8 protein-coding genes and 1 pseudogene are annotated in these 24,548 nt (G+C 66.2%); 7 read left to right on the top strand and 2 right to left on the bottom strand.

What is annotated here, in order from left to right:
* Positions 1 to 2: 2 nt before the first annotated feature.
* Together BUA26_RS08210 and BUA26_RS08205 are read left to right on the top strand one after the other, a co-directional pair.
* On the top strand, positions 3 to 2,570 hold the full coding sequence (locus tag BUA26_RS08210) for a glycoside hydrolase family 3 C-terminal domain-containing protein (protein ID WP_072760191.1): 2,568 nt from the start codon (positions 3 to 5) through the stop codon (positions 2,568 to 2,570).
* Between the two features lie 27 nt (positions 2,571 to 2,597).
* The gene (locus BUA26_RS08205; protein ID WP_072759409.1) at positions 2,598 to 4,040 is read left to right on the top strand and encodes a glycoside hydrolase family 125 protein; all 1,443 of its coding nucleotides are present in this window, start codon (positions 2,598 to 2,600) and stop codon (positions 4,038 to 4,040) included.
* Between the two features lie 45 nt (positions 4,041 to 4,085).
* On the opposite strand, the gene BUA26_RS08200 is transcribed toward BUA26_RS08205, so the two are convergent.
* On the bottom strand, positions 4,086 to 5,444 hold the full coding sequence (locus BUA26_RS08200) for an alpha-L-fucosidase (RefSeq protein WP_255368207.1): 1,359 nt from the start codon (positions 5,442 to 5,444) through the stop codon (positions 4,086 to 4,088).
* Positions 5,445 to 5,620: 176 nt separating this feature from the next.
* Here BUA26_RS08200 and BUA26_RS08195 point away from each other — a divergent pair, with 176 nt between their 5' ends.
* Complete coding sequence (locus tag BUA26_RS08195; protein WP_072759405.1) at positions 5,621 to 6,595, top strand: sialidase family protein; 975 nt, start codon at positions 5,621 to 5,623, stop codon at positions 6,593 to 6,595.
* A gap of 18 nt (positions 6,596 to 6,613) precedes the next feature.
* Here the strand turns inward: BUA26_RS08195 and BUA26_RS08190 are convergent.
* Positions 6,614 to 8,262: pseudogene (locus BUA26_RS08190) on the bottom strand (glycoside hydrolase family 43 protein).
* Between the two features lie 463 nt (positions 8,263 to 8,725).
* On the opposite strand from BUA26_RS08190, the gene BUA26_RS08185 reads away from it, so the two are divergent.
* The 4 genes from BUA26_RS08185 (at position 8,726) to BUA26_RS20715 (ending at position 24,448) form a co-directional block, all read left to right on the top strand.
* Positions 8,726 to 9,985, top strand: coding sequence for an MFS transporter (locus BUA26_RS08185; protein ID WP_072759403.1), 1,260 nt, complete (start codon positions 8,726 to 8,728; stop codon positions 9,983 to 9,985).
* 5 nt (positions 9,986 to 9,990) lie between these two features.
* The gene (locus tag BUA26_RS08180; protein WP_255368243.1) at positions 9,991 to 10,980 is read left to right on the top strand and encodes a helix-turn-helix domain-containing protein; all 990 of its coding nucleotides are present in this window, start codon (positions 9,991 to 9,993) and stop codon (positions 10,978 to 10,980) included.
* 285 nt (positions 10,981 to 11,265) lie between these two features.
* Positions 11,266 to 12,078, top strand: coding sequence for a sulfotransferase family protein (locus tag BUA26_RS08175; RefSeq protein ID WP_072759399.1), 813 nt, complete (start codon positions 11,266 to 11,268; stop codon positions 12,076 to 12,078).
* 145 nt (positions 12,079 to 12,223) lie between these two features.
* Complete coding sequence (locus BUA26_RS20715; protein WP_178368555.1) at positions 12,224 to 24,448, top strand: autotransporter-associated beta strand repeat-containing protein; 12,225 nt, start codon at positions 12,224 to 12,226, stop codon at positions 24,446 to 24,448.
* Positions 24,449 to 24,548 lie beyond the last annotated feature (100 nt).

Raw genomic sequence — 24,548 nt, 5'->3', positions numbered from 1 at the left:
GCATGGCCGGCCTGACCGCCGTCGGCGCCCACGCCGCAGTACCGGCCGACGACCACGCGCGCGCCGCAGCGCTGGTCGCGAAGATGACGCTGCCGGAAAAGGTCGCCCAGTTGCAGAGCGCCGCCCCGGCGATCCCCCGGCTCAACGTACCCGCGTATGAGTGGTGGAGCGAAGGCCTGCACGGCATCGCCCGCAACGGTTACGCCACTGTGTTCCCGCAGGCGATCGGGCTGGCGGCGAGCTGGAATCCCGACTTGCTGCAGCAGGTCGGCCGCACGGTTTCCACCGAGGCCCGCGCGAAATTCAACGCCGTGGGTGCGGGTCGGGATCATGCGCGCTATCAAGGCCTCACGATCTGGTCGCCGAACATCAACATCTTTCGCGATCCTCGCTGGGGCAGGGGACAGGAAACCTATGGCGAAGATCCTTACCTGACCGGCCAGCTCGCGGTCGGCTTCATCCACGGTATCCAGGGCGACGATCCGGCGCACCCGCTCGCCATCGCCACGCCCAAGCACTTCGCCGTGCACAGCGGGCCGGAGCCGGGCCGCCACGGTTTCGATGTGGATGTCTCGCCGCATGATCTGGAGGCCACCTACCTGCCGGCGTTCCGCGCCGCGATCACCGAGGGCCAGGCCGGTTCGGTGATGTGCGCTTACAACGCGCTGCATGGCACGCCGGTGTGCGCGGACGGTGGACTGCTGGCTACGCGGTTGCGCGGGGACTGGGGCTTCAAGGGCTATGTCGTGTCCGATTGCGACGCCGTCGACGACATGACCAAGTTTCATTACTTCAAGCCGGACAACGCGCAATCGTCCGCCGCCGCGCTCCGCGCGGGGACCGACCTGGATTGCGGGGTCGCTTATGCCGACCTGCTCGAGGCCGTGCGCAAGGGTTACGTGAAAGAGTCGGTGCTGGACACCGCGCTCACGCGGCTGTTCGCCGCCCGCTACCGTCTGGGCGAGTTGGGCGCGAAGGGTAACGAGCCCCACGCCGGTATCGGCCCGGATCAGGTCGATGGCCCGACGCATCGCGAACTGGCGCTGCAGGCCGCGCTGCAATCGATAGTGCTGCTGAAGAATGCGCACGCGACCCTGCCGCTGCGCGCCGGGTCGCGGCTGGCGGTGATCGGCCCGAACGCCGACACTGTGGAAACACTTGAAGCCAACTATCACGGCACCGCACGCGCGCCAGTCACCCCGCTGCAGGGATTGCGCCAGCGCTTCGGCGCCGACCATGTCAGCTATGCGCAAGGCGCGCCGATCGCCGACGGCGTGCCGGTGCCGGTTCCCGAGAGCGTGTTGCGCACCGGCGCCGATATCGGACTGAAGGGCGAGTATTACGACACGCTCGATTTCAGCGGAAGGCCGCACATCACCCGCATCGATCGCATGATCGATTTCGACTGGGACCATGTCGTGCCGGCCGAGGGTTTGCGCGCAGACCGTTACGCGGTGCGCTGGAGTGGCGAGCTGGTTCCTCCCGGCGCCGGCGACTACACCTTGGTGGTGCATGTCGACCGCTGCTTCGATTGCGCCGGGCACGACCCGGTGCGCCTCTATGTGGACGACAAGCCGGTAGTCGTCGACGACGGCGACGGCAAGCAAGTCGAGGCGACCTTGCACTTCGCCGATACGCACCCCCGTGCGATCCGGCTGGAACTGGTGCACAGCGGACAGGATCAGGGCGTGCGCCTGCAATGGCTGGCGCCGCCCGCGGCACAGCTGGCAGAGGCGGAGGCGACGGTGCAACGCGCCGATGCGGTGATCGCCTTCGTCGGCTTGTCGCCGGATGTCGAGGGCGAGGAGTTGCAGATCGACGTGCCGGGTTTCGACGGCGGCGACCGCACCGACATCGCCTTGCCGGCGCCGCAGCGCGCGTTGCTCGAACACGTCGCCGCCAGCGGCAAGCCGCTGGTGGTGGTGCTGATGTCGGGCAGCGCGGTGGCATTGAACTGGGCGCAGCAGCACGCCGATGCGATCCTCGCCGCCTGGTATCCGGGCGAACAAGGTGGCCGCGCCATCGCGCAGACATTGGCGGGTGACTACAGCCCGGGCGGCCGCCTGCCGGTGACGTTCTACCGTTCGACCAAGGACCTGCCTCCCTACGCCAGCTATGCGATGAAGGAGCGCACCTATCGTTATTTCTCCGGCGCGCCGCTGTATCCGTTCGGCTACGGCCTGAGCTACACGCGCTTCGCGTATGGCGAACCCGAACTGTCGACGACGCAGTTCGCGGCCGGCCAGCCGCTGACGGTCAGTGTCGATGTGCGCAATACCGGCGAGCGCGCCGGCGACGAAGTGGTGCAGGTGTATCTGGACCCACCAGCGGCACCGCTGGCACCGCTGCACGCCCTGGTCGGCTTCCGTCGCGTGCACCTTGCTCCCGGCGAAAGCCGCCGCGTCCGTTTCGAGTTGTCGCCGCGCCAGCTCAGCCTGGTCGATGCCGCCGGCCTTCGCGCCGTCGAAGCAGGGCGGTATCGTCTGTTCATCGGCGGCGGTCAGCCCGGCACTGCCGACGGTGTCACCGCCACATTCACCATCGTCGGCCGCGAAGCGCTGCCGCGCTGAAGACGAACGCCGCAGGAGATCGACACCATGCCCACCCGTCGCGACATTCTCAAGTTGATCGGCACCGCTGCCGTCTCGGGCGCTTTCGCCGGCGTCATACCGGCTCGCACCATTGCGGGCGCGCGTTCGCCGTTCCCCAGCAAGCGGCCGTTGCCGGGCCGGCGCAAGTTCGTCAGCGAGGCGGTGGAGCAACAGCTGGCGACGGTGAAGGCGGCGATCGGCGATCCGAAGCTGGCGTGGATGTTCGAGAACTGTTACCCGAACACGCTGGACACTACGGTCGAGCTGGGCACCCGCGACGGCAAGCCGGACACTTTCATCATCACTGGCGACATCGATGCCATGTGGTTGCGCGACTCGTCGGCGCAAGTGCATCCCTACCTGCCGCTGGCCAGGAATGATCCCGCGCTGCGGCGGCTGTTTCGCGGCCTGATCCGCCGTCAGGCCAGCTGCATCCGGCTCGATCCCTATGCCAACGCGTTCATGCCCGATCCGCATGCCTCGCCGCTGAGCTGGGCGCGGCATGATCAGACCGACATGAAGCCGGGTGTGGGCGAACGCAAATGGGAGATCGATTCGCTGTGCTATCCGATCCGCCTGGCCCACGGCTACTGGCAGGCCACCGGCGACACGGAGCCGTTCGACGACGATTGGCGCGCGGCCATGCAGCGCGTGCTCGAGACTTTCCGCGAGCAGCAGCGCAAGCACGGGCCGGGGCCCTACCATTTTCAGCGTACTTCGCAGGTTCCCACCGAGAGCCAGTTCCTCGGCGGCTACGGCAATCCGACCCGGCCGAACGGCATGATCCATTCGATGTTCCGTCCCTCCGACGACGCATGCCTGTATCCGCTGTTCGTGCCGGCCAACCTGTTCGCCGTGGTCGTGCTGCGCCAGCTGGCGCAGATGAGCCGCGCCATTCATCACGACGGGAATTTCGCCACCGAGTGCGAAGCGCTGGCGAGCGAAGTGGAGCAGGCGGTGCAGCGCGATGGCCGCATGCGCGATGCCGACGGCGGCGAGGTGTGGGCTTACGAAGTCGACGGCTTCGGCAACCAGCTTTTCATGGACGACGCCAATGCGCCGGGATTGCTGAGCCTGGCCTATCTGGGCTGCTGCGAACGCACGGATCCGCTTTATCGACGTACCCGCGCGCTGGCCTGGAGCGAGCACAATCCGTATTTCTTCAGGGGCACCGCGGCCGAAGGCATCGGCGGCCCGCATGAGGGCCTGCGCATGATCTGGCCTATGGCCATCATGATGCGTGCGCTGACCAGCGACGATCCCGCCGAGATCCGCCAGTCCCTTGCATGGCTGCGCGACACCGATGCCGGCACCGGCTTCATGCACGAGGCGTTCGACCAGGACGATCCGTCGCATTTCACGCGCCCCTGGTTCGCCTGGGCCAACACGCTGTTCGGCGAACTCATCGTCGATCTGCATCACCGTCGTCCCGAGCTGCTGCGCGGCTGACGTGGGGTCGCTCCTACAGTCGCTCCTACAAGGGACTTCGCCGGATCAGCGGCCGACGTCGAACAGCTGGAATTCGCGGATGCGCGCGGCGCCGACGCTGGAAAGAATGTGCAGGCGCACCTTGCTCGTGGTCACCGGCGCGAAGCGGTCGATCTTCATGTGGCCGATCGCTTCGGCCCGGGCCACCGTCGTCCAGCCGCCGTTCGTCCATGCCTCGATTGCGTATTTCTGCACCTGCTGGCCCGCGTTCAACCACTCCATGGTGAGCGCATGGTCTATTGTCACCGGCTGCGCGAGATCGACTTCGAGCGTCGCCTGATGCGAGTCGTCCGGCGCCGACCAGAAGGTGTCGCGATCGCCGTCCAGCGCGGCGGCGACGTTGGCGTCGGTGGAGGTGTGGTGGCGGGCCAAGTCCTTATCCGCGCCGTAGCGCGCCTGCAGCGCCGCGCCGAACGCTTTCAGCCGGGCGACGTCGGCCTCGGGCAGCAGGCCGTGGCGGTTCGGTGCGATGCCCAGCATCAGCTGGCCGCCGAGGCCGACGCTGTTCTCCCAGATCTCGACCAGCTCATCGACGCTCTTCAGCGTCTTGTCGCTGTCCGGATGCCAGAACCACTGCAACTTGTGCAGCGGCGTGTCCACTTCCACCGGACGCCAGCGCAGTTCGCCGTGCCGATCGATCGTGTTCCAGTTCTCGCCGCGGATGTGGCCATCCTCCTGGCCGACCCAGCGGATGTCGCCGTAGCCGAACAGCGACACGTCGGCAAAGATCATGGTGTTGGGCTGGTAGGTGCGCAGCTCCTCGACGTACTTTTTGAAGTCATAGACGTGGCCGGCGCTGCCGGCGCCATCGAGCCACCATTCGGCCAGCGGCCCATAGTGCTGGACCAGCTCGTTCAACTGCGCGATGTAGAACTTGTCGTAGGTCTTGGCATCGGCGTACTTCGGTTCGTGGCGATCCCACGGCGACAGGTAGATGCCGAATTCCATGTCTTGCTTGCGTACAGCCTGTTCGGTCATCCGCACCAGGTCGCCCTTGCCGTGCATCCACGGACTGGCCTTGACCGAGTAATCGCTCTCATCGGTCGGCCACAGCGCGAAGCCGTCGTGATGCTTGGCCACCAGCACCAGGTAGCGGGCGCCGGCGGCCCGGGCCGCGCTGGCCCACTGGCCGGGATCGACCCGGTCGGGATCGAACACCTTGGGACTGGCGGTGCCGTCGCCCCATTCGCGATCGAGGAAGGTATTGGTGCCGAAATGCACGATGACGCCGAATTCGAGGTCCTGCCAGTGCGTCTGCTGGGGCGACGGCTTCACGTCGGCGAAGTTCTGCGCCGACGCCGTACCGACCCACAGCGCGGCGCAGGTCACGGCAGCCTGGCGCAGAAAGCGGCGGGGGATCGGCATCATGTACTCCAGGTCAGGATTTTTTTGTATGGACGTAAAAACGTCCATATGGATTCGGCCATTAGAGGTTGCAATTAGCGCGCATGTCAACCGGTAAAATCGATATTCCAAAGGCAGCGCGAATCATCGGTTGCCTCGGCTTTCTGCTGCCCGGGTATCCTTGCGTCGGAGCAACGGTGAACACGCATGCCATCGTCCTGAGCGAGTTCGTCAGCGCTTCGCCACCGACGGCGCAAAGCCACGCATCGGCGCTGGTCGACACGCCGTCGGGACTCGTCGTTGCCTGGTTCGGCGGCAAGCAGGAACGCGATGCGGGTGTGGGTATCTGGCTCGCGCGACAGCAGGGCGGACACTGGACCGCGCCGATCGAAGCGGCCAACGGAGAGCAGCCGGACGGATCCCGCCAGCCCAGCTGGAATCCCGTGCTGTTCCATCCGCATGGCGGCCCGCTGATGCTGTTCTACAAAGTCGGTGCCGATCCCGCGCACTGGTGGGGCATGCTGAAGACGTCGTACGACGATGGCGTGCACTGGTCGACGGCGCAGCGGCTGCCCGATGGCGTGCTCGGCCCGATCAAGGACAAGCCGGTGCAACTGGCCGACGGCAGCATCGTCAGTCCTTCAAGCACCGAGCTGGGTCGCTGGCGCATTCACTTCGAACGCTCCACCGACAACGGCCGGAGCTGGACGTCGAGTGCGCCCATCGCGAATTCCGACGCGATCGAGGCGATCCAGCCCAGCCTGCTCGCATGGAGCGGCGGCGGTCTGCAGGCGATCGGGCGCACCCGGCAGAACCATCTCTTCACGACGCGCTCCGGCGACGGCGGACGCACGTGGTCGGCGCTGAAGCTGCTCTCGCTGCCGAACCCGAATTCCGGCATCGACGCGGTGATGCTGGCCGACCATCGCGCGCTGCTGGTCTACAACCCCACGCAGTCCGGCAAGAATTGGTGGGACGGGCGCGGCACGCTCGCCGTCGCCGTCTCCGGCGATGGCGAACACTGGACGAAAGTGCTGACCCTGGAAGACACGCTCGGCGCCGAGTTCTCCTATCCGGCGGTCATCCAGGGCCGCGATGGAAAGGTCCATATCGTCTACACATGGAAGCGGCTGCGCATCAAGCACGTGGTGATCGATCCCGCAAAGCTCTGAGGCGTGGCGATCGAGGTGTCAGTCGGCCGGATTCGGCCGATACGCATAAGGACCGAACGTCACTCCGGTGAAGCCGCCTGCGCTGGCGGTGCTCAGCAGACTGGCATCCAGTCCCTGCAGCAGAGGGTGCCATTCGTTCGCGTCTACAGCGTAGAAGACGTCGAGGCGCGGACCATCCAGCCGGAAACGGATGGAAACGGAGGTCTTGTTATCGGGCAGAGCGACACGGCTCAGCGCAACGCCGGCGGGCGGACCGTCCTTTCCGTTGCGCCGATAGAGCACCAGCGAGCTACCCGCAGCGTCGCGTGTCACGCCCGCGGCATAAAAGTGCGTTTCGTTCTGCAGCAAGGCGAGTCCCGCTTGTTCGCCGGCAGTCACGCCGCGTCCATCCAGCCGGATGTCGATGATGGCCTTGTGGTGTTGCAGCCGGTGGGCGATGTAGGCGGGCTGGCCCGACTCGTAACTGCTCAGCGGCGTCGCCGAAGGCTCGATGCGAAGCCCGTCGCTGCCGGTGGCGAACCAGGGCCGATGCGGAACGTTGATCGTCATCCACGGCATCGGCAACGTTGGCGCACGGAAGCGTTCGGTCCAATGGAATGCGCCGCTCATCGGCGTCGCCCGTGGATCACGCGGCAGCGCGGGGCGCTGTTCCACCAGCGGCACGCGTTCGCCGTGCGCAAGAATCACCGGCCAGCCGTCGCGCCACGTGACCGGCAGCAGGAAGGTTTCGCGGCCCAGGTTGTATTGGTTCCCGCGATAAGGACGGGTCGCCAGGAAGACCGCCCACCAGGAACCGTCTTTCAATTCGACAAATTGCGCGTGGCCCGTCGACGTCACCGGAAGGGCGCGGTCGGCGGGAAGATCGCGCTGGGTGAGCACCGGGTTGCCGGTCCAAGGCTCGTAAGGGCCGGTGACGACGCGGCCGCGAAAGACCATCTCCGCATGTTGCTCGCCGGTACCGCCCTCGGCCGCGCTCAGGTAGTAATAACCGTCGTGGCGGAACAGATGCGGGCCTTCGATGTACTCCGGCCTGGCCGCGGGATTCGCGCCTCCATCGACGATCGCCTTGCGTGGCCCGACCAATTTCATTGAGGACACATCGAACTGCTGAATCCAGATTGCTCGGTGCCCCTCATAGCGCAGCTTGCCCTCGGGCAGACCGTTGTTGACCAGCCAGGCGCTGCCATCGTCATCGAAGAACAGCGAGGGATCGATGCCTTCGATGTCCAGCCAGACAGGGTTGGACCACGGCCGGCCGGATTTTTTGCCGTGATGACGTAATTCCCGCCATCGCAGTAGAAGCAGGTATTGCTGATGTAGAACGTATCGCCGTGATGGCTGATCGAGGCGGCGAACAAGCCGCGGGTCAACTCATGATGGCCAAAGTCGATCTGGCCGGGACGGTCGATCGCATTGCCGATCTGCGTCCAGCTCACCAGGTCGCGGCTGTGGAAGATCGGCAGTCCGGGGAAATACCCGAACGAGGAGTTGACCAGGTAAAAGTCGTCGCCGACCCGGATCGCCGAAGGGTCGGGATAAAAGCCGGCCAGCACCGGGTTGCGGTACTGCATCGGTGAAAGAGCCGGGCTGCCATCGTCGCCGCGGTAGCTGACTTCCTTGACGGTCACGGAGGCGTGAGCGATGGAAAAGACCAGTCCGCCGATCATGCCAAGCAGGAGACGCTTCACTTTCGGTCCTTCGATCGCCAGAGAGCATCGAGCCTTGCACGCGGTGCGCGGCTTGAAAATACATAAATCCTCCAGCCGGTTTTTCGTTTTTTTTCCCGGAGGCCGATAGGGGGCCTGCCCGCGGTGCTGATGGGCGACTGGCGCGTTGAGGGAGTTGGAAAGATGGCCAGGGATCAGCCGGTCACGTCGACGCCGCGGCCTCCGCATCACGTCAGTCGAAGGTCACAAGGTGACCTCGCGGGGCACCACAATCCGGTGTCTTCCGCCACCCCCGTCAGCAGAACAAAGTGTGATGCCAATCACAATTGAACATCGGCATGGCACGAACAGTGCTTAAGTTGCCGCCGCGCAGGTGAATCACCTGGGGCAAGAATCATCGCGACTCTCGATCCGTTCCCTCATCTTCGATCCGAGAAAAATGCCGTTGCCCAACTCTCGTTCAATGTCGGGGAGTATCTCCGCTTCGCTCATCTGCCTGCTCGCCCTCGGTCATTGTGCGGCTTTCGCCGACCGCAATCTGCCTGCCGTGGCGGCGCCGTTGCTCAAATCCGATCTGGGTCTTTCGGACGCCCAGCTGGGTGTGCTGGATGGTCCGGCCTTCGTCCTGCTCTATGTCGTCGGCATGCTTGCGAGCTGGCCATTGGCGAGCTCGCGGCATCGTTTTCGCCTGCTGGCGGGCTGTGTCGCCCTATGGGTGCTCGGCATGGCGGCTTTCGCACTGGGACAATCATTCGGCGTGCTGGTCGCTGCCCGCGCGCTGGTGGGGCTGGGACAGGCGGCCTTCGTGCCGCTGGCGCTGGGCTTGATCGTGGAAGGCTCGGCGCCGCAGTGGCGAGCCCGTTCGATGGCCGTGTTTACAGCGGCGGCGGCGGTCGGACGCAGCGTAGCCCTCCTTGGAGGCGGTGGGGCGCTGGCTCTGCTCGCCCGGTGGGTTCCCGCTTTGGGCCTCGCGCACTGGCGTCTGCTGTTCCTGCTCATGGCGGCGCCGAACCTCATTCTTATGCTCATGCTGCTGCGCCGCGCCGAGTGGTCACCGGCGGCGGCGCCTCCCGTGGCGATTCCCGGGCAGATACTGGCCGCGTTTCGGCGGCGTCCAGGGCTGATATGCACGTATTTTTGCGGCGCCGGAGCCAGTGTATTGATCGTGCAGACCATCGGCGCATGGGCACCTTCGGTGCTGCATCGCGAGGAAGGGCTGGTGCCCGCCACCGCGGCGCTCGTCTTCGGCGCGGCACTGCTGGTCACCGCGCCACTGGGTCATCTCATTGCCGGCATCCTGGTCGATATGCGCCGGAAAAAATTGACCCCGATGGTCGTCGTGGCCGGCGCGCTGCTGCTAACCGTCCCCTTGCTCTGGGCGGTGTTGCGAGCCTCGTCGGCGGCGGCGGCCTGCGGTTTCCTGACGCTCACCTATCTGGTCGGCGACGTCGCGGCTGTAGCCGCGCTGGCAGGGCTGCCTTCGATACTGCCCGCGCCGCTGCGCGATGCGGGGCTGCGCCTGTTTCTCGCCTTCATCACGGTGCTGGGCGTGGGACTGGGGCCGTTCTTCGCAGGACTGATCAGCGACGGCATCGGCATGGGCGGTCGTGGCCTGTCCACTGCCTTGTACCTCGTGTGCGCGGGCGCGGCGGCTTTTGGCATCGTGTCGGCGTTGCTGGCGCGCGCGGGCTGGCGCGGCGCGGTGGTGGAGGCTGCCGGGTGAGCGAGATGTTCGCGTTCGACAGCGCGGGATACGCGCCGGGTGTTGCCTTTGCGCGTTACTGCGACCTCTATGCCATGGGTACGGATGTGGAGCGTACGGCGGATCCGTTTTTTGCCCGCGTCCGCAGCTGGCGGCTGGATCGGATGCTGTTGTTCGACAGGGAGTACGGCGGCATGCGCCACCGTCGCCGGGAGCGGGTGGCGCAGGACGGGTTCGATCACTTCGTGCTGCATCAGGTGGTCAGTGGCGAGCTGGTCGGCGGTCCTCATGGTGCGGCGGTGCCGGTCGCTCCGGGAGAGACTTTGCTGCTCGATACCTGCGAGGCCATGGAGAGCGGTGCTCGTGCCGTGCGCCTCATTACGGTCAGCCTGGCGCGAGACGCTGTGCGGGCGGCTGCCGGCAGTCTCGACGGTCTGCATGGTGTTCGGATCGGGGCGCAGGACGGAGCGCTGCTGGGCGCGTTGCTGCGTGCGCTGGTCGAACAGGCGTCTCGTCTGCCGCCTGGTGCCCAACCCGCCATCACGCGCACGCTGGTGGACTTGCTCTCGATAGCGATCAACCCGGGCGGCACCGGCGCGCGTTCCGACTTTTACCGGCTGGAGTATGCGCGGCGCGAAGCGGCCCAGCGCGCGATCGAGGCGCGTCTCGGTGCCCGCGACTTGTCGGTGCAGGACATCGTTATGGCAACGGGCATCTCGCGCGCGAGCCTGTATCGCCTGTTCGAGTCCCAGGGCGGCGTGATTCGCTTCATCCAGCTGCGTCGGCTGCAGCAGCTGCGCGAATGGCTGGATGACAGGGCGTACGACAGTCAATCGCTGGCCGACCTGGCGCCGCTGTCGGGCTTCTCCGGCGAGAGCCATGCCAGCCGTCTGTTCAAGCAGGCCTTCGGTGTTGCACCGGGCGCTTACCGCGCGGCCAGCATACGGGGCGCGCAGAACCCGTCGATCGATTTCATGACACGGCGCTGGGCCCATAGCCTGACCGAGCTCGACTGAGGCCGCGTTCGTCCGGAAGGTGCGATTCCGGCATCTGCGTACCGAGAATGCGACGCACAGACATGTTGCTTCCGACGCCCTCCGCTTAGTATTCGATAACTGTGATGTATGTCGCTGACAGTAAACCTCGTATTTGCTAGCGAGTGATGGTCGTGCTGTCTCCATCATTGAAAAAAAGCCGGCTTCTGTGCGTGGACGAGTGCGTTGCAAATCACTCTCTGCACGCAGGTCCGATGCGTCCGTTGCTTTGTTTGCTTTCCATCGAAATACGGTTGGAGGAACGGCTTGCGCAGTATTCACTTCATCTCGGGCTTGCCGAGATCTGGTTCGACCTTGCTGGCAGGTCTCCTGCGCCAGAACACCCGTTTCCACGCGGGCATGAGCGGCCCCGTCGGCGGCTTGTTCAATACGCTGCAAGGTGAGATGAGCGGCCGCAACGAATATTCGGTCTTTATCACCGACGCGCAGCGCCGCCGCATTCTGGAAGGCCTTTTCGACGACTACTACGGCCCGGAATTCACCGCCGAGGTGCTGTTCGATACCAACCGCGTCTGGTGCAGCAAGCTACGCATCCTGAAGGAGCTTTTTCCCGAGGCCAAGGTGATCGCCTGCGTGCGCCATATGCCGTGGATCATCGACAGCATCGAGCAGCTGGTCCGCCGCAACGCCTTCCAGCCGTCGTCCATCTTCAACTACCAGCCCGGCGGCACGGTCTACTCGCGCAGCGAGGGGCTCGCCAACGGCGACGGCATGGTCGGCTTCGCCTACAACGCGCTGAAGGAAGCGTATTACGGCGAAGACACCGCGAACCTGATGCTGCTGCAGTACGAGACGCTGGTGAGCGATCCTGCTGGTGCACTGAAGGCGATCTACGACTTCATTGGCGAGCCGGCGTTTGCGCACGACTTCGACAACGTCAGCTACAACGCCGACGAGTTCGACCTGCGCGCCGGCACGCCGGGGCTGCATACCGTGCGCAGAAAGATCGAGGCACGCGAACGCCGTAGCGTATTGCCGCCGGATGTGTTCCGCCGTTTCGAGAACGACGCCTTCTGGCGCGACCCCGCACTCAACCTGCGCGGGGTGCAGGTCATCTAGCAGCCATCTTCTGTTCGGCGAAGAGTCGCCGGTATCCCTCTTTCCAGTCACTTCTTACCGGACCCGGCTTGACCTGGTCCGGCGACCACTTACGCCATTTTCAAGCGGGCTTGTTTCGCCACGCTACAACTCAGGGGCCACACCAATGAACCGTATCTACCGCATCGTCTTCAACCGCACCTTGGGTGTGCCTCAAGTGGTTTCGGAGCTGGCGAGCGCGCCGGGCGGCGTCGTTGTCGGTGGCGTAGCCGCATCGCCGGCCGCAAATCTGCGCGTGCGCATGCTGGTTGCCGCGTTGGGTCTGGCGTTGGGAACCGTCGCGTTGCCGACCTGGGCGCAAAGCTGCACCACGACATCGGGGACGATCAGTACGTCGTGCAACGGGACGACGAGTACGAATGGCGGCGCGGCAGGTTATCCACCATCAGCTGGTGGCGTTGGCAGCGGGACGGGCGGCGGCAGCGGCGGCGGAGCCGGGATCAATGGCAGTAGAGCATCAGGTGGCTCAGGTACCGCTTTTGGAGGTAATGGCGGCAGGGCCAGTGATTTCAGTGGCGGGGGCGGTGGTGGTGGCATTTACGGCGGCGGTGGCGGCGGTGGCCTGGAATTTAGTGGCAATACGGCGGCGGGTGGCAGCGGCGGAAACGCCGCACTCGTTGCCACAGGAAGCTTGACGGTAGGCGCTGGTGTCCTTGTCACGGGAGGTGCCGGTGGCAACGGCGGCTCCTATTCCAGTGCTGGTGGCGGTGGCGGCGGCGGCGGCGGCGCGGGTGTCAGTTTCGCCTTGGGCAGTTCGACACTCACCAACGATGGAACGACCATTGGCGGCGCCGGCGGCATCGGTGGCAACGGGGACGCTGGACTGGGCTATGCGGCAGGTGGCGGCGGCGGCGGAATGGGCCTCAGCATCGGCGGCACCTCCAACATGGTGTCGAACTCCGGAGCCATCATGGGCGGGGCTGGTGGCGCGGCCGGTGCAGGCGCAGATTCCTACAAGGCGGGTGGCGGCGGCGGCGCGGGTGTCAGCGTCACTGGCGACAGCAACACGATAAACACCACGGGCACCATCGCCGGTGGCAACGGAGGTGCGGGCAATACGGCTGGCGCCGGCGCTGTAGGCATCGGCATTTCCGGCAACAACAACACCTTGATCGTGGCTGGCAGCGTCAGCGGCGGTCTGAACGGCGCCGGCGTCGGCCGCAACTATGCGGTGGACATCATCGGCAGCAACAACACGCTCGAACTGGACAACGGCTACAGCTTCACTGGCAACGTGGCATCGGCCTCGGGGAAGGGCAACGTCCTCGCTCTGGGTGGCACCGCCAACGCCAGCTTTAGCGTTACAAATATAGGCTCCCAGTTCACCGGCTTCAGCAGTTACCTCAAGACCGGCACCAGCACCTGGACGCTGACTGGCGTGACGGCAGCGATCACGCCGTGGACGATCAGTGCCGGCACACTGAATGCGACCAACGTGAACACACTGGGCACCGGGGGTGTGACGGTCGATGCCGCCGGCACTCTCAATCTCACCGGCACCGGCACATTCGGCGACGCCGTGAACAACACCGGCATCGTCGCATTGACCGATGCCGCCTTGGCCAGCCAGACCCTTGCCAACGGGATCAACGACAACGGCGCATCCTGCTACGGGATCGGTAACTGTAACGGCGGCGCCGGCTCCATCAGCTTCACCAATCAGGCGCTGGCCGGCGGCGTGCTCAGCCTCAACGGTGGCGCGAACGCCGGCAACGCGACGCTCAACAATGGTGTCGTGCTGGGCAGCGGCGCCACCAGCATCGGCAACGGCGACAACGCCAGCAACAGTTATCTCACCGGCAGCGTCGACGTCACCGGCAACACGCTGGTCGGCGGGACGCTCAGCTTCAACAACAGCGCGAACGCCGGCAACGCGACGCTCAACAATGGTGTCGTGGTGAGCGGCGGCGGCACCGACAATGGCATCGGCAACAGCGACGGACTCGGCAACGGCAACTTCACCGTCAACGTCACCGGCAACACGCTCGGCGGCGGCACGCTCAGCTTCAATGACAGTGCGAACGCCGGCAACGCGACCATCAACAACGGTGTCACGCTGAGCGGAAATAACGACGGTATCGGCAACAACATCAGCGGCGGCAACGTCGCTGTCAGCAACAATACGATTCGCGGCGGCACGGTCACATTCGGCGGCTCGTCCAGCGCGGGCACGGCGACGATCCACAACGGCGTGAGCATGAGCAACGGTGCAGGCGTTGGCGGTGTCGCCGGCGCGCTCTCGGATGCCAACGGCAACCAGATTCTCGGCGGCACCGTACTGTTCACCGGCACTTCGACTGGCGACACCGCGACGATCGACAACGGCACGGGCGGCATCCTCGACATCAGCGGACACACCGGCGGCGTCGGCATTGGTGAAGTCTCCGGCGGCGCGGGCAGCGTGATCAGTCTCGGCGCCAACACGCTGACCCTGGGCGGCCTGAACACCAACGACGTCATCGGTGGCGTGATCCAGGATGGCGGCGCCGGCGGCGCGCTGACCAAGATCGGCAGCGGCACGCTCACGCTCACCGGCGCCGACACCTACAGCGGCAGCACCACCATCGACAGCGGCACGCTGGCGATCACCAATGGCGGCAGCGTGGCGAATACCGCCACGGTCGTCGACAACGGCACACTCAACGTCGACGGCAGTGGTTCGAGCGTCACCGCGACGAGCGCCGCACCATTCCTTGTGGGTAGCAACGGTACCGGTACGCTGAACGTGAGCAACGGTGCAACGATCACCAGCACCGCCGAGTTGAACCTCGGCAACAATGCAGGGGATACGGGTACGCTCAACGTCACGAGCGGTGCCACGGTAAATGCCCTGAGATACTTGAACGTGGGCCAGTTGGGCGTGGGCACGTTGAACGTGTCCGCCGGTGGCATGGTCAACGTCAGTCAATATCTTTCGATTGGCGATGGTGCCGGGTCCACGGGTGTCGTGACGGTAACCGGCGCGGGATCGTCCATTGTCGAGACGGGTGCGCAGCTGGCTGTCGGCACGCACAACGCCACCGGCACGCTGACCATCGCCGATGGCGCGACGGTGTCGGCGCCGGACATCGTGATCGGCAATGACGGCTCGACCGGTACGCTGAATATCGGTGCGGCCGCAGGCGACGCGGCCGCTGCACCTGGCGCGGTGACCAGCGGCAATGGCCAAGTGCGATTTGGTTCGGGTAGCGGCACCCTGGTGTTCAACCACACCAGCACCGGCTACACGTTCGCACCGACCATCACCGGCAACGGCGCGGTTGATGCGCTGGCAGGTACGACGATCCTCACCGCGGACAATACGTATACGGGTGGTACCACCATCGGTGGCGGCACGCTGGTCGCAGGCAACAGCGGCGCCCTGGGTACCGGCAACGTCGACATGGCTGCCGGCACCACCCTGGCCTTCGTGGCCGACGGTCTCGACATCGCCAACAGCTTCACCCTCAACGGCGATCCCACCGTCACCTTGAGCGGCGGCCAGACCGAAACCCTCAGCGGCACGATCGCCGACGGCGGTTCGCCGGGCACGCTGGAGCTCAGTGGCGACGGCACCGGCACGCTCACTCTCACTGGCGCCAACACCTACACCGGTGGCACCACGATCAACGCGGGCACGTTGCAGCTTGGCAATGGCGGTACCGCCGGCTCGATCATGGGTGATGTGATCGACGACGGTGCGCTGGCATTTGATCGCAGCGACGCGGTGAGTTTCGCTGGCGCGGTCAGCGGTACCGGTTCGCTCAATCAGATCGGCACCGGCACGCTCACTCTCACTGGCACCAACACCTATACCGGTGGCACCACGATCGACGGTGGCGTGCTGTCGGTCGGCGCGGACAATAATCTGGGCGACATCAGCGGCGGCCTCACCTTGAACGGCGGCACGCTGGAGACCTCGGCAAGTTTCACTTCCTCACGCAACCTGATGCTGGGCGCTTCCGGCGGCGGCATCGCCACCGATACCGGTACGACCCTGACGTTGAGCGGAGCCGTTGCCGGCAGCGGCAGTCTGAGCAAATCGGGCGACGGCACGCTGAGTCTGACGGGTGCCAATGCGAATGCCAGTGGGTTGTGGTCGGTCAACGGTGGCGAACTCGATCTGCTGGGCGATGCGAGCACGTTCAGCGGCGGCTTCGCGCTGGCGACGGGCACGACGTTGGCGGTGGGCGATGCCATTGCAAGCATTAGTGCCGCGGGCCCTGGCGGCGACAACGGTGCTAGCGGTAGCGACGGCAGCTCTGGTGGCTACAACACCGGTGGTGGAGACGGCAGCGCCGGTACCGATGGCAGCACTGGCGGGGTAGCCGCCAGCGGCAACGGGTTCACGCTGATCAACAACAGCCAGGTCGGCGGTGGATTGGGCGGCACCGGTGGTAATGGCGGCAATGGCGGCAACGCCGGATCGAGCTGTTGCGAGAATCCGCACGGTGGCGCGGCGGGTGCCGCGGGTCTCGGCGCGAGTGGTGGCGCGGGCGTGTACGGATCAGGCTTCATGTTTACCAACAACGCCAGCGTTGCCGGTGGCGCGGGTGGTGCCGGCGGCAATGGCGGATCCAGCGGCCCGGGCGGCTTTGACAATCTGGGCAATGGCGGCGATACCTTCGCTGCCGCCAACGGTGCGCAGGGCGGTATCGGCGCGTCGGGCGTGGGTGGGGCGAGCTTCACATTGACCAATGCGGGCAGCATCCTTGGCGGTGCCGGCGGCCGAGGTGGCAATGGCGGCAACGGCGGCAATGGTGGTGGTTCCAAGTACGCGCATGGTGGTGCCGGCGGCAATGGCGGCAACGGCGGTGCGGGTGGTAACGGCGGAGCGGGTGTTAGCGGTGCCGCGTTGACGCTGAGCAACAGCGGCAGCATCCAGGGTGGCGCAGGCGGCGCCGGTGGCACGGGCGGTACGGGTGGTATCGGCGGATATAGCTCTCGCGGCGGCCCCAGCCAGCGAGGCAGCTTTGGCAGCAACGGTGTGGCCGGTGCGGGCGGCGCCGGTGGCGCAGGCGTCACCGGTTCGGCGTTACAGCTGACCAATACCGGCAGCATTGCCGGTGGGAACGGTGGTAGCGGCAGCACGAATGGCGCCGGCGGCGTGGGTGTGATCTCGACGGGTGGTTCCACGTTGACCAACAGCGGCAGCATCGCCGGTGGCATGGGCAACGGTGCGCAAGCCGATGCGATCGATTTGAGTGGCGGCGGTAACCTGTTGGTATTGGAAGCCGGCTCCACCATCACCGGTAATGTGGTCAGCAGCAGTGGCACGACCAATGGTGGCGATACGCTGGATCTCGGTGGCGACACCAACGCCACGCTCAGCGGTTCGTTGGGCGAACTGAATAGTGGTGCGCAATACCAGGGCTTCGCCAGCTACGAAAAAACCGGCGCCAGCACATGGACGCTGACCGGCACCGCGGGCCTCAGCGAGGCGTGGTCGGTGCTGGGTGGCGAACTGGATCTGGCCGGCGCCGGCAGCACCTTCACCGGCGGCTTCACCATGGCCTCGGGCACCACCCTGGGAGTAGGTGCCAATGTATCGGTCACTGGAGGCTCGGGTAACACGGGTGCCTACGGTTCAAATGGTTATAACCGCAGTGGCTCGACGCTGCCGACCGCTGGCGGCAACGGCGCCGACGGCAGTGCGGGCGGCGATGCCATCGCCGGCACAGGCTTCACGGTCACTAACCAGGGCCAGATTTCGGGTGGTACCGGTGGTGCTGGCGGTTACGGCGGCAGGGGTGGTCGTTTCGGCTACATCGATTCGAGTGCTCCTGTCGGCAATGGTGGCGATGGCGGTAACGGCGGAAGCGGCGGTAGCGGTGGCGTTGGGGTTACTGGCAACGGATTCACGCTGACCAACACCGGCCAAATAAACGGCGGCGCGGGCGGCGCGGGTGGCAACACCTACTACGGTGGCGGTGGTGGCTTTAGCGGTAATTATGCAGGCGGCGGCGTGGGCGGGGTTGGTGGTACCGGCGGCGCTGGCGGTGTGGGCGGCGCAGCGGTCAGCGGCAGTTATTTCACGCTTACGAACGCAACTGACGCTTCCATCGTCGGTGGTGCAGGTGGTGCGGGGGGACGAGGTGGCTATGGTGGCTATGGCGATTACTCCGAAGGGGCCACTGCCGGCAATGGCAGTAACGGAGGCATGGGCGGCAGTGGCGGCGTCGGCGGTATGGGCGGCGCCGGGGTAACCGGCGCATCGTTTGCGTTGACCAATGGCGGCGTGATCACCGGTGGTGACGGCGGCCAAGGTGGCCAGGGCGGCTGGGGTGGAGCCGGTGGCATGTCGTACGCGGGGGTTGCGGGCAATGGCAGCAACGGTGGTGCGGGTGGTGCAGGCGGCGCCGGTGGCAGCGGTGTCAGTGGCACCCAGTTCACCCTCACCAATGCTGGCAGCGTTATCGGTGGCACTGGCGGCAACGGCAATAACGGCGGCAACGCGGCTACCTGGGGTAGCCAAACCGCTACCGGCACGGCTGGCACCGGTGGTAGCGGTGGCGCGGGCGGTGTCGGCGGTGATGGCGGTGCGGGTGTCAGCGGTGCTGGCTTCACGGCAACCAACAACGGCGTGATCGTGGGCGGCGTGGCCGGCAATGGCGGCAATGGCGGTTTTGGCGCCAGCGGCGGTTACACGTCCGGTGGCGGTAGTGGCGGTAACGGCGGCAACGGTGGTTACGGCGGCACTGGTGGTATCGGTGGCGCGGGTGTCACCGGCAGCATCTTCACGTTGACCAATGCCGGCGTTGTTACGGGTAGCAGCGGCGGTACGGGCGGCACTGGCGTGGTCGGGTCGCTCGGCAACAGCTCAGGTGCAGGTGGCTTGCCTGGTACCACCGGCCATGGCGGTGACGGCGGCATGGGCGGTGACGGTGTCGACGGCACGGGCTTTACCGTGACCAATACCGCCATCATCACAGGCGGCAATGGCGGCATGGGCGGCCTCGGTGGTGATGGTGCCGGCACCACGATTGCCGCGGGCAATGGCGGCAACGGCGGTACGGGTGGCGCTGGTGTCAGCGGCGCGGGCCTCAGCCTCACCAACGCTGCGACCGGTACGATCACCGGCGGTAATGGCGGCACGATGGGTTACGCAGGAACCGCCAACGGCGCAGCCAGCGGCAGCAACGGTGTTGGGGGCGTCGGCGGTGCAGGTGTGGTTGCCAGCGGCGGCGCGACCGTCATCAACGCGGGCAGCATTGCGGGCGGTTTGAGCGCCAGCGGCGTGCAGGCCGACGCGGTCGATTTCAGCGGCGGCGGCAACACGCTGGAGATCGATGCCGGTTATGCATTCGGCGGCAACGTGGTCAGCAGCAGTGGCACGACCAACGGCGGCGATACGTTCGTTCTCGGCGGCAACGTCGACGCGACCTTGAACGGATCGGTCGATGCGCTCGGTAGCGGCGCCCAGTACCAGGGCTTCAACACGTACGAGAAGACCGGCGCCAGCACCTGGACGCTCACCGGTGCGGTGGCGGCCAGCACATTCTGGACGATCGATGCGGGCACGCTGCAGGTCGGCAATGGCGGCACCAGCGGCTCCATCGCCAGCGACGTGATCGACAATGGCGCACTGGCCTTTGACCGCAGCGATGCGGTGAGCTTCGCTGGCGCGGCCAGCGGTACCGGTTCGCTCAACCAGATCGGCACGGGCACCACGACCCTCACCGGCAGCAATACCTACACGGGCGGCACCACGATCAGCGCCGGCACGCTGCAGATCGGCAACGGCGGCACCGGCGGTTCGATCGTGGGCGACGTGATCGACAACGGCGCGCTGTCCTTCAACCGCAGCGATGCGGTGAGCTTCGCCGGCGTCATCAGCGGCAGCGGCTCGCTCACACAGACCGGCAGCGGCCTGCTGGTACTCGACGGCAGCAACACCTACAGCGGCGGCACCACGGTGGCCAACGGCACGCTGCTGGTCGGCGACAGCACCCATACCGGCGCATCGATCGCCGGCAATGTCAGCGTCGACAGCGGCGCCACGCTGGGCGGCCACGGCACCATCGGCGGCAATGTGGATGTCGCCAGCGGCGCGCATCTGTCGCCCGGCGGCAGCATCGGCACGCTCACCATCGGCGGCAATGCGAGCTTTGCGCAAGGCAGCGTGCTCGACTATGAGTTCGGCGCACCGGGCGCGAACTTCCAGACCTTCGGCACCGGCGACAGCGTCACCGTGGGCGGCAACCTAGCCCTCAACGGCGCCACGCTCAATGTCACCGATGCCGGCGGTTTCGGCCCGGGCTTGTACAACCTGTTCACCTACGGCGGCACGCTGACCGAAACCAACGGTGGGATCAGTCTGGGCAGCACGCCCGCAGGCCAGTACCAGATCCAGACCCTCGCCACGAGCAAGCAGATCAACCTGCTCAACACCAGCGGCCTGACCTTGAACCTGTGGAACGGCAACGGCCTGGCCAGCGCGTCGCAGATGGGTGGCGGCAACGGCAGCTGGACGACTGCGTCGCCAAACTGGACCGACGCCACCGGCAGTGTTTCGGCAGTGATGCAGCCGCAACCGGGCTTCGCGATCTTCGGCGGTGCGCCGGGCACGGTGACAGTGGACAGCAGCGCCGGCGCGGTCAGCGCCACAGGCCTGCAGTTCGCCAGCAACGGCTACACCCTCACGGGCGACACGCTGACCCTGGTCGGCAGCAACGGCACGGCACCGGTCATCCGTGTGGGTGACGGCAGCACGGCCGGTGCGGGCTATACCGCCACGATCGACAACGTCATCGCCGGCACCGACGGCCTGACCAAGAGCGACCTGGGCACGCTGGTGCTCGCTGGCGCCAACACCTACAGCGGCGGCACCACGATCAACGGTGGCACGCTGGAGGTGGCCAACAACGCGGCACTGGGCACCGACAGCGTGACGGTGGACAACACCGCCCACCAGGGCGCCACCTTGAAAGTGGACAGCGGCGTCACGCTGGCCAACCCGATTGCGGTCAACAACGGCAGCACCCTGGACAACGCCGGCACCATCTCGCACACAAACCCGGGCGATATCGGCGTGAACGCCACCGGCGGCATGGCGACGGTCCTCAACCACGATGGCGGCAGCATCGCGGGCGGCGTGATCGGCCTGTGGCTGCACACCGGCGGCACGGTCATCAATACCGGCAACACCAGCCGCATCGACGGTGCCGGCTATGCCCTGGTCACCGATGGCAGCCCGAGCCAGGTGACCAACGAGAACGGCGCCAGCATCCATGGTGGTACGTACGACAGCGTCCTGATGATCCAGGGCGGCACGCTGATCAATCAGAGCGGCGCCAGCATCAGCGGCGACTCCGTCGCGGTGCGGATGTCGCAGAGCGGCACGATCATCAATCAGGGCGGGGCCAGCATCAGCGGCACCGGCGCCGGCAGTTACGGCGTGATCCTGCATCAAGGTGGCACGGTCACCAACCAGGGTGGCGCCACCATCCAGGGTGGCGACACGGGCATCGCGCTGGCCGGAGCCAGCACGATCACCAACGCCGCCGGTTCCAGCATCATCGGCGGCAACGCCAGCGTGTCGGTGTTCGGCAGCGGCGCGGTCAATCTGACCAACGCCGGCGTGCTGACGGGTAACGTGCAGCTCAGCGCGGGCGACGTGAATCACGTGACACTGATCAGCGGCAGCACCCTCATCGGCGCGTTGTACATCGGCAGCAACACCGGCTCGACGCTGACGCTCGACGGTACCGGCACGCAGCTCTATTCCACCGCGGTGACCGGCACCACCAGCTTCGCCGGCACACTGACCAAGCAAGGCACCGGCAACTGGATCGTGGACAGCGATCTGGCACCGGCGAATACCGTGATCAGCGCGGGCACCTTGCAGATCGGCAACGGCGGCAGCACCGGCAGCCTCGCCGGCAACATCACCGACAACAGCGCCCTGGTATCCGACCTCAGCAGCGCAGGCACTTTGGCCGGGGTGATCTCCGGCACCGGTTCGCTGAGCCAGAACGGCAGCGGCGTACTCACGCTGACCGGCGCGAACAGCTATAGCGGCGGCACCACGATCAACGCGGGCGCCTTGCGCGGGAATACTTCCAGCCTGCAGGGCAACATCACCGACAACGCCACGCTTGATTTCAACCAGAGCAGCAACGGTACGTTCGCCGGCGCGGTATCCGGCACGGGTTCGCTGAGCAAGGATGGCAGCGGGACCTTGATCCTCACCGGCGCCAACAGCTACCGCGGCGGCACCACGATCAATGGCGGCACGCTGCAAGGCGACACCACCAGCCTGCAGGGCAACATCACTGACAACGCCGCACTGGTGTTCAATCAGGGCGCCAATGGCGCGCTCGCTGGCGCGGTATCCGGCACGGGTTCGCTGAGCAAGAACGGCAGCGGCACATTGATCCTCACTGGCGCCAACAGCTACATCGGCGGCACCACGATCAGCGGCGGTACGCTGCAACTCGGTAACGGCGGTACCACCGGTTCCATCGTCGGCAATATCACCGACAACGGCGCCCTGGTATCCGACCTCAGCAGCGCAGGCATGCTGGCGGGTGTGATCTCCGGCACCGGTTCGTTGAGCCAGAACGGCAGCGGCACACTCACGCTGACCGGCGCCAATACCTATAGCGGCGGCACCACGATCAGCGCGGGCACGCTGCAGGGCGATGCTTCGAGTCTGCAAGGCAACATCACCGACAACGCCGCGCTGGTGTTCAACCAGAACAACGCGGGCACGTTCGCCGGCGCGATCGCCGGCAGCGGTACGCTGACCAAGAGCGGCAACGGCCTGCTGGTGATGAACGGACACAACGCGTTCAGCGGCAGCACCACGGTCGGTGCCGGTACGCTGGAAGTGGGCGACGCGAATACGCCCTCGGCCTTCCTGGGCGGCAACGTGCAGGTGAATGCCAGCGGCACGCTGCGTGGCCACGGCACCATCGGCGGTAACGTGGTCAACGGCGGCACCGTGTGGCCGGGCGGTTCGATCGGCACGCTCACCGTGCAGGGCAACTACACCCAGGCGGCGAACAGCGTGCTGAACATCGACGCCACCCCCGCCGGCCAGGCCAGCTTGCTGGCGGTGGGCGGCAAGGCGACCATCCTCGGCGGCAGCGCCGTGGTGCTGGGCCAGGCCGGCAACTGGGCGCCGAGCACCAACTACACCATCGTCACCGCCGCCGGCGGCGTCAGTGGGCAGTTTGCCTCCGCCAGCTCCAGCCTGGTGTTCCTCAATCCGGTGCTGAGCTACACCGCCAACGCGGTGGACCTGTCGCTACAGCGCAACGACATCAACTTCGCCAGCGTGGCGCAGACGCCGAACCAGCGTGCCGTGGCCACCGTGACCAACGGTTTCGGTTTCGTCAGCCCGATGTACTCCGCGTTGACCTTGCTCGATGCCCCCACGGCACGGCACGCGTTCGACCAGCTCTCCGGCGTGATTCATGCCAGTACCGGCACCGCGCTGGTCGACGACAGCCGTTACGTGCGCGATGCGATCAATCGTCACCTGCTGGGCCAGAACGACGGTGCCGAAGGGACGACGGACCAGGGCGTCAGCGTGTGGACCAGTGCCTGGGGCCACGGCGGACGCCATGACGATAACGGCGATGCCGCGCTGCTGCAGGCCAACGGCAGTGGCTTGCTGGTGGGCGCCGATATGTCGCTGGGCGGCAACGCCCGGCTGGGTGCGGTGCTCGGCCACGGCCAGAGTTCGATCCAGTCGAACAGCGTGGGCTCCTCGGCCCACGTCCTCGGGGATCATGTCGGCTTGTATGGCAGCACCGCGTTCGGGGCGTTCGTGCTGCGCGGCGGTGCCGCGTACTCGTGGCAGGACGTGCACAGCAGTCGGACAGTCGGTTTCGGCAGCTACAGCGACCGGCTGAGCAGCGAGCACCATGCGCAGACCGCGCAGGTCTATGCGGAGGGCGGCTATCAGTTCAACGTGAGCCCAAGCCAGCAGCTGGAGCCGTTCGTGAACGTGGCGCGGGTGCGCGTGCACAGCGATGCCTTGCAGGAAGGCGGCGGTAACGCCGCTCTGGCGGTCGCCGGCAACAGTGCGTCGGTCAACACCGCCACGCTGGGTCTGCGCGACACGCTGACGCTGGATGCCGCCAGCGGCATCCACGCCCACGCCAGCCTCGGCTGGCAGCAAGCCTGGGGCGATCTGGCGCCGGTCACCACGATGCGCTTCGTGGCTGGCGGCAGCAGCTTCGCGATCAGCGGCATGCCGGTGGCGCGGCATGCGTTGGCCGCCGACCTGGGTATCGACTTCAAGCTGGCGAAGAACGTCAGTGTGGATGCCAGCTACCTCGGCCAGTTCGCCAGCGGCGCCAGGGATCAGGGTGCACGGATGACGTTGAACGTGAGCTTCTAAGCGTCAGCTTTGAAGGAGATGCCGCCTCGGCCCACGCCGAGGCGGCATCGGCGCGGTATCGATCGATCTCGTCGGCTACTGCCATGGCATGCGTTCTGGA

Origin of the sequence: Rhodanobacter sp. OK091, from assembly GCF_900142825.1 — a bacterium.
Taxonomy (GTDB): domain Bacteria; phylum Pseudomonadota; class Gammaproteobacteria; order Xanthomonadales; family Rhodanobacteraceae; genus Rhodanobacter.
This window is presented reverse-complemented; position numbering and strand designations above follow the sequence as displayed.